This is a genomic window from uncultured Phenylobacterium sp. (genome assembly GCF_902826855.1).
Taxonomy (GTDB): Bacteria; Pseudomonadota; Alphaproteobacteria; order Caulobacterales; family Caulobacteraceae; genus Phenylobacterium.
In genome coordinates, this window is sequence record NZ_CADEGK010000228.1 from 1 (window position 1) to 6,584 (window position 6,584).

9 protein-coding genes and 1 other RNA gene are annotated in these 6,584 nt (G+C 70.3%); 4 read left to right on the plus strand and 6 right to left on the minus strand.

What is annotated here, in order from left to right:
* Positions 1-147, plus strand: a 147-nt coding sequence (locus QZV94_RS21615) for a hypothetical protein (protein WP_293681835.1), incomplete at its 5' end; no start/stop codon positions are given.
* A gap of 59 nt (positions 148-206) precedes the next feature.
* Here the strand turns inward: QZV94_RS21615 and QZV94_RS21620 are convergent.
* From QZV94_RS21620 to ssrS, 4 genes are all read right to left on the minus strand, one after another.
* A complete protein-coding gene (locus QZV94_RS21620; RefSeq protein ID WP_293681823.1) occupies positions 207-554 on the minus strand; it encodes a phage holin family protein in 348 nt (115 codons plus the stop codon).
* 68 nt (positions 555-622) lie between these two features.
* Positions 623-1,459 carry a TIGR00282 family metallophosphoesterase gene (locus tag QZV94_RS21625; RefSeq protein WP_293681826.1) on the minus strand — a complete coding sequence of 279 codons (837 nt, stop codon included), beginning with the start codon at positions 1,457-1,459 and terminating at the stop codon, positions 623-625.
* A 9-nt stretch (positions 1,460-1,468) separates the two neighbouring features.
* Positions 1,469-2,011: a 5-formyltetrahydrofolate cyclo-ligase gene (locus tag QZV94_RS21630; protein ID WP_293681829.1), complete on the minus strand. Its 543-nt coding sequence runs from the start codon at positions 2,009-2,011 to the stop codon at positions 1,469-1,471.
* A gap of 25 nt (positions 2,012-2,036) precedes the next feature.
* Positions 2,037-2,197, minus strand: a non-coding RNA gene (ssrS, locus tag QZV94_RS21635) — 6S RNA.
* 54 nt (positions 2,198-2,251) lie between these two features.
* On the opposite strand from ssrS, the gene QZV94_RS21640 reads away from it, so the two are divergent.
* On the plus strand, positions 2,252-3,388 hold the full coding sequence (locus tag QZV94_RS21640; protein WP_293681830.1) for a serine hydrolase: 1,137 nt from the start codon (positions 2,252-2,254) through the stop codon (positions 3,386-3,388).
* 62 nt (positions 3,389-3,450) lie between these two features.
* A complete protein-coding gene (locus QZV94_RS21645; RefSeq protein ID WP_293681831.1) occupies positions 3,451-4,485 on the plus strand; it encodes a fatty acid desaturase in 1,035 nt (344 codons plus the stop codon).
* Here the strand turns inward: QZV94_RS21645 and QZV94_RS21650 are convergent.
* A complete protein-coding gene (locus tag QZV94_RS21650; protein WP_293681832.1) occupies positions 4,482-4,814 on the minus strand; it encodes a cell division protein ZapA in 333 nt (110 codons plus the stop codon). The two genes, QZV94_RS21645 and QZV94_RS21650, sit on opposite strands and share 4 nt — an antisense overlap.
* Position 4,815: 1 nt before the next feature.
* Positions 4,816-5,079 carry a DUF4164 family protein gene (locus tag QZV94_RS21655; RefSeq protein WP_293681833.1) on the minus strand — a complete coding sequence of 88 codons (264 nt, stop codon included), beginning with the start codon at positions 5,077-5,079 and terminating at the stop codon, positions 4,816-4,818.
* Positions 5,080-5,232: 153 nt separating this feature from the next.
* Between QZV94_RS21655 and QZV94_RS21660 the strand changes: the two genes are divergently transcribed.
* A partial coding sequence (locus QZV94_RS21660) for a transketolase (protein WP_293681834.1) occupies positions 5,233-6,584 on the plus strand: 1,352 nt, incomplete at its 3' end.

The window sequence follows — 6,584 nt, forward strand, 5'->3', positions numbered from 1 at the left end:
CGCACCGCCCTGCAGGACGCGGCCTCGGTCGCCGGCCTGCTGATCACCACCGAAGCGGCCATCGTCGAGGCGCCCAAGAAGGGCGGCCAAGGCGGCGGCATGCCCGGCGGCGGCGGCATGGGCGGCATGGGCGACATGGACTTCTAGTCCACGCGTCCAACGCACTGAAAATGAAGAGGGCGGGGCCGCGAGGCTCCGCCCTTTTTCTATGTGCGGTCGTCCCGGATCGCCATGGCGCCGATCCAGCTGGCGACGCCGGTGATGATGGCGGCCCCGATGCCGGGGAACAGGCCGTAGACGTGCATGCCGGGCAGGAGCAGCGCGACCAGGCCGATCATCATGGCGTTCACCACCAGCAGGAACAGTCCCAGGGTCACGAAGGTGATCGGCAGGGTCAGGATGAACACCACCGGCCGCACGATCGCGTTGACCACGCCCAGCAGGAGCGCGGCGATCACCAGGGTCAGCGCGCCGTTGATGACGACGCCGCGCAGCAGCCAGTCGGCAATCCACAGGCCGAGCGCCGCGAAGACGGCGCGCACCAGGAACTTCATCGTTCGACTCCCCGACCAGCTTGGCTGTCGTCCGAAGGTGAGGGCGTCCGGGCCGGGGCGCAAGCCGCCTAGGCCTGCACCGCCTCGAGGCTCGGAATCGTCTGGGACAGCCGGCCACCGACCCTGATCGGCTCGATACGGCGCGCCAGGCCCGTCGCCGGGTCGGTCTCCACGAACACGCCGCAGACCGTGGCCGGCCCCTCGGCAGGCTTATAGCGGCCGCCGGCGATGCGCGTGGTGAAGCGGCGCAGCGGCTCTTCCTTGTGGTTGCCGATCACGCTGTCGTAGTCGGCGCAGGCGCCGGCGTCGGTTTGATAGGCGGTGCCGCCGGGAAGGACCTGGGCGTCAGCGGTCGGCACGTGGCTGTGTGTGCCCACCACCAGGCTGGCGCGGCCGTCGCAGAAGTGGCCCATGGCCATCTTCTCGGAGGTCGCCTCGGCATGGATGTCGACCACGATGGCATCGGCCGCCGCACCGAGCGGGCAGGCCTCCAGTTCCCTGTCGACCGCGGCGAAGGGGTCATCCAGGGCGTCCATGAACACCCGCCCCAGCAGGTTGACCACCAGGATCCGCCGGCCGTCCGCGGTGTCAAACAGCTGCGACCCGCGCCCTGGGGCGGCAGCGAAGGCGGAGTAGTTCAGTGGCCGGATAAGGCGGGGCTCGCGGACGATGTAGGTCATCGCCTCCTTCTGGTCCCAGGAGTGGTTGCCCAAGGTGAGGCAGTCCGCCCCGGCCTCGAACAGCTCCTTGGCGGTGTTTTCGGTGATCCCGAAGCCGGCGGCGGCGTTCTCGCCGTTCACGATCACGAACTCCAGGCCCAGCGCGCGGCGCAGGCCGGGCAGGTGCTCGGCCAGGCCCTCGCGGCCCGAGCGGCCGACCACGTCTCCGAAAAAGGCGATACGCATCAAGCCTCTCTAGCGGATGGCGTGGTAACCCGTCTCGGTCAGAATGGCGTCAAGGCGCTGGTCGTGCGGTTCCATGGGAATCTCGTCGACCTCCTGGCCGGCGTAGGCCACGCCGATCACAAGTACGGCCTTCTTCGCCCGCAGCGCCTCGATCGTGCGGTCGTAGTGGCCGCCGCCCTGGCCCAGCCGCCCGCCTTTGCGGTCGAAGGCCAGCACGGGGGTAAACACCACATCGGGCGCAACCTCGGCCGCGCCTGCAGCCGGCGCCGGGATGCCGAGCGCATCCGGCACAAGGGGATGGCTAGGCCCGTGCAGCCGGAACACCATCGCCGCGTCACGATCGATCACCACGGGCAGGGCGCGCCGCGCGCCCGCCAGGTGGATCGGGCTGGGGTCCAGTTCGGAGCCGACGGGATGGTAGAGGGCGTACGTCTCGCACGCCACCAAGTCCGGCAGCTGCGCCGCAGCCTGTGCGGCGGCGTCAGGGCAGTTGGCCGCCAGCTGGCGTCGCAGCGCGCGCATACGGGCCCGAAGGGCAGTCTTGGAGATCACGCCTCTCCTGTCTCAAAAGAAGGTGGCGGCGCCGCGAGAACCGTGAAGGACTGTTTCATTCCCTCGACCTGCTAGTAACAGGTGGGCGCCGTGTGCCCGGGACCAGGATCCCGGCCAGGGACAGCTCCCTAGAGATGAATTAAGGTCGCTGGAATATGTCGCCTTCGACGAGGGCCGCAGCAGACCCGCCGTCGCTAACGTAGGGCGGCGAGTGTCCAGTCTCAAGGACCATCGGGGATCATGACGTCGCAGCCCATTCAAGACCTGCTCGACCGCGCCGTCGCCGCCGGCGCCGCGCCGGGACTGACCGCGTCGGTGGCCGGTCCGGATGGGCGCGACGCGCACTACGCCGCGGGGGTGCGGGGTATCGCCGACCCGCGGCCAATGACCCCGGACTCGGTGTTCTGGATCGCCTCCTGCACCAAGGCCATCACCTCGGCCGCAGCCCTGCAGCTGGTTGAGCGCGGGCTCCTCGACCTCGACGAGCCGGTGGGAGGCCGGCTCCCGATGCTGGCGACGCCGCAGGTGCTGGAGGAGCTCGACGCCGACGGGGCCGCGCGGCTGCGGCCGGCGCGCAGGCCCGTCACGCTTCGCGCGCTCCTGACCCACACCTCCGGCCTGGCCTACGACTTCCTGCACGCCGGTCTCGCCCGCCACTACGCCGCCACCGGCGACAGCCTGGCGGGCTCACTGACCACGGCGCCGCTTCTGGTGTTCGATCCGGGCGACGACTGGCAGTACGGCGTCGGCATCGACGTGGCTGGATGGCTGGTCGCGGCCGCCAGCGGCCAGAGCCTGCCCGACTACTTCGCCCAGCACATCTTCGGCCCGCTGGGGATGGCCGACACCGGCTTTACGCCGGGCGCGGCGCTGTCCGACCGCATGGTCGGCATGCACAGCCGCGGTCCGGATGGGACGTTCGAAGCGGCCTCGGCGTTTCCGTCCGCGCCCGAGATGTATGGCGGCGGCGGCCTCTACTCGACCGCGCCCGACTATCTGAAGTTCCTGCGCGCGGTGCTGGCGGACGACGGCGCGGGCGTGCTGGGTCCTCAAGCGCTGGCCCTGCTGCGTCAAGGCGACAGCCGGGTCGGCGCAGCCGGTCACCTGATCACCGCCGCACCGCCACTCAGCCACGACTTCCGACCGATGCCGGACACGCCCCGAAGCCACACGCTTGGGTTCCTGCGCAACGAGGCCGATATCCCGGGCCGACGGCGCGCCGGCAGCCTGGCCTGGGGCGGCCTCGCCAACTGTTACTACTGGGCGGACCCGGCGAGTGGCGTGGCGGCCATGCTCTGCGCCCAGTTCCTGCCCTTCGCCGACCCCCGCATGCTGGAGGTGTTCGACGCGTTCGAACGCGCGGTCTACGCCGCCTGAGGCCTTCCGTCCGCGACATCGAGGCCCTAAGTGTCCGGCCGGTCTGAGGATAGAAGCCCCACGTGAGCGTCGCCGCCGACAGCGAAATGTCCCTCGCCCGCCAGGCCAACGATCTGGCGCGCGACCTGACGCGCGCCGATCCGCGGGTCTATTGGCTGGACCTGGGGGTCACCGCGGCTGTGACCTGGCTCAGCCTGCTGGTGGCCACGACCACCGCGTCGCTGGGCTGGGGGCTGGTGGCCGGCGCGGTCTGCGTGCTGGCCCTCTACCGCGGCATCAGCTTCATCCACGAACTGACCCACCTGCGCAGCGCCGAGGTCCCAGGCTTCCACGTTGCCTGGAACCTGCTGATCGGCGTGCCCTGGCTGACGCCCAGTCTGCTCTACGAGGGCGTCCACATCCTGCACCACGCCAAGGACCGCTACGGCACCGCTCGGGACCCCGAGTACCATCCGCTGGCGCGCCGCCCCGTCCACGAGCTGGCCGCTTTCCTGGGCGTGGCGTTCCTGGCGCCGATTGGCGTGATCCTGCGGTTCGCGGTCCTGGCGCCGCTGAGCTTCCTGATCCCGCCGCTCCGCCGCTTCGTGGTGGCGAAGACCTCCGGGATGGTCATCAACCTAGGCTTCTCGCGTGAGGACCACGACCGGGCGCGCACCGCGCCCTGGCTGGCCCAGGAGATCGCGTGCTGGCTGTGGAGCTGGGCCATGCTGGCGCTCACCGTGGTGGGCGTGATCCCGCTCCGGGCCCTGCTGATCGCGATGGCCATCTTCGCGCTGATGACCTTCCTGAACCAGCTCCGTACAGCGGTCGCCCATTACTGGGAAAACGACGGCGAGCAGATGGCCCCGCTGGACCAGTTCCGCGACACCGTGAACGTGCCCCCGCCGGCGCTGCTTCCCTTCCTCTGGGCCCCGGTGGGCCTGCGCTACCACGCCCTGCACCACCTGATGCCGCGGGTGCCCTACCACAACCTGGGAACCGCCCATCGCCGCCTGGTCGAGACCCTGCCCACCGACCACGTCTACCGCGAGGTTGAGCAGCGCGAACTGATCCCGGCGCTAGGTCGGCTGATCGGGCGGATGCGGGCGAAGCGCTAGGCGTCGCTCGCGGCCAGCTTCTCGATCCGGCTCGCCGCAGCTTCCAGCGCCCCCACCGCGCGGCCCTCGATACGCGAGCGTTCGGCCTGGAGCCGGGTGACCTCGACCTGCAGCGCCGCCAACCGGCCCTTGGCGTCATAGAGCTCGTCGGCCAGCATCAGGGCGCCCATCAGGAACAGGCGCGTGTCGCCCAGCTGGCCCATGTCCTGGGAGACCTGGCGCACCTGGTGGTCGAATATCTTGGCCAGTTCCTGCAGGTGCGCCTCCTGGCCGTCCTCGCAGCCCACGGCGTAGGGGCGGCCGTTCACGTCGACATTGATCTGGGCCATCTCAAGCCTCCTGTCCGTTCAGGGCTGCACGGATCTCCTGGATCGCGCGGCCGAGGGCGACCGAGGCCTGGGCGCCGGCCTCCTCCAGTTCGCGCTCGCGGGCGCGAGCCTGGTCGAGCTCGGCGGCCAGATTCGCACGGTCCTGCTCGAACAGGCCGCCGGACCCCGCCTCGCGCAGTTTCTGCCCCAGACGCTGCTCCAGCATGTGGATCGCGCTCTCAAGCCGTCTCGCCGCCAGGTCCAGCGCGCTCTCGCCTTGGCTCATCCGATCCTCCGGTCGCCGAAGAGGCTCCTATACCCTGCGTCGCTGAGTCTCGCGAAATTGGCCCTGCTTCTGGGGCGATTTCTTGACCCTCACGCTCGCGCGTGCGAGGCGGCGGGCACGCCCCGCCCTCCAGCCGAGTCCTCAAGGGAACCGATGCCCGCGCCACTCAAGACCATGGCCGACGCCATCCGCGTGCTCTCCATGGACGCCGTCCACCGGGCCAAGTCCGGCCACCAGGGCATGCCCATGGGCATGGCCGATGTCGCCACCGTGCTGTTCACGAAATTCCTGAAGTACGACGCCGCCGATCCCGACTGGGCGGACCGCGACCGCTTCGTGCTGTCGGCCGGCCACGGCTCGATGCTGCTCTACAGCCTGCTGCACCTGACCGGGGTGAAGGCGGTCACCATGGACCAGATCCGCAACTTCCGGCAGCTGGGCTCCAACACCCCCGGCCACCCGGAATACGGCCACACGCCCGGCGTGGAAACCACCACCGGGCCGCTGGGCCAGGGGCTGGCCACCGCCATCGGCATGGCCATGGCCGAGCGCCACCTGAACGCCCGCTACGGCGACGCCCTGGTGGACCATCGGACCTGGGTGGTGGCCGGCGACGGCTGCCTGATGGAGGGCGTCAGCCATGAGGCGATCAGCCTTGCCGGCCGCCTGAAGCTCGCCAAGCTCACCGTCCTCTTCGACGACAACAACACCACGATCGACGGCGAGGCGACCATCGCCGAGACGGGTGACCAACTGGCCCGCTTCAAGGCCGCCGGCTGGGCGGTGAAGGCCGTCGACGGCCACGACACCGGCAAGATCGCCGCCGCCCTGCGCTGGGCCACGCGGCAGGACCGCCCCACCATGATCGCCTGCAAGACCCTGATCTCGAAGGGCGCCGGGCCGAAGGAGGGTGATCCCCACAGCCACGGATACACCCTATTCGACGACCAGATCGCCGATGCGCGCGTCGCGATGGGCTGGACGGATGGGCCGTTCGTCGTGCCCGACGCGGTGCTGAAACCCTGGCGCGCGGCCGGCCGCAGGGGCGGCAAGGACCGCAAGGCGTGGGCGGCCCGACTGGCCGACTCCAACCTGCGCAGCGAGTTCGAGCGCGGCATGGCCGGCGACCTGCCGGTTGGCGCCTTGGAGGCCCTGGACGCCCATATCGCTCAGGCCGCCGCCGACAAGCCGGCGCTCGCCACCCGCCAGCACTCCGGCGCGGCGCTGGAGAGGCTCGTTCCGGCGATACCCGAGCTGGTCGGCGGCTCGGCCGACCTCACCGGCTCCAACAACACCATCGTCAAGGGCATGGGGACGTTCGACGCACCCGGCTACGAGGGTCGCTACGTGCACTACGGCGTGCGCGAGTTCGGCATGGCCGCGGCCATGAACGGCATGGCCCTCCACGGCGGCGTCATCCCCTATTCCGGCACCTTCATGGTGTTCTCAGACTACAGCCGTCCGGCGATCCGCCTGGGCGCGCTGATGGGCGCCCGTGTGATCCA

Coding starts and splice junctions, on each gene's coding strand:
- QZV94_RS21620 (WP_293681823.1), bottom strand. CDS start 554: ATGAAGTTCCTGGTGCGCGCCGTCTTCGCGGCGCTCGGCCTGTGGATT.
- QZV94_RS21625 (WP_293681826.1), bottom strand. CDS start 1,459: ATGCGTATCGCCTTTTTCGGAGACGTGGTCGGCCGCTCGGGCCGCGAG.
- QZV94_RS21640 (WP_293681830.1), top strand. CDS start 2,252: ATGACGTCGCAGCCCATTCAAGACCTGCTCGACCGCGCCGTCGCCGCC.
- QZV94_RS21650 (WP_293681832.1), bottom strand. CDS start 4,814: ATGGCCCAGATCAATGTCGACGTGAACGGCCGCCCCTACGCCGTGGGC.
- QZV94_RS21655 (WP_293681833.1), bottom strand. CDS start 5,079: ATGAGCCAAGGCGAGAGCGCGCTGGACCTGGCGGCGAGACGGCTTGAG.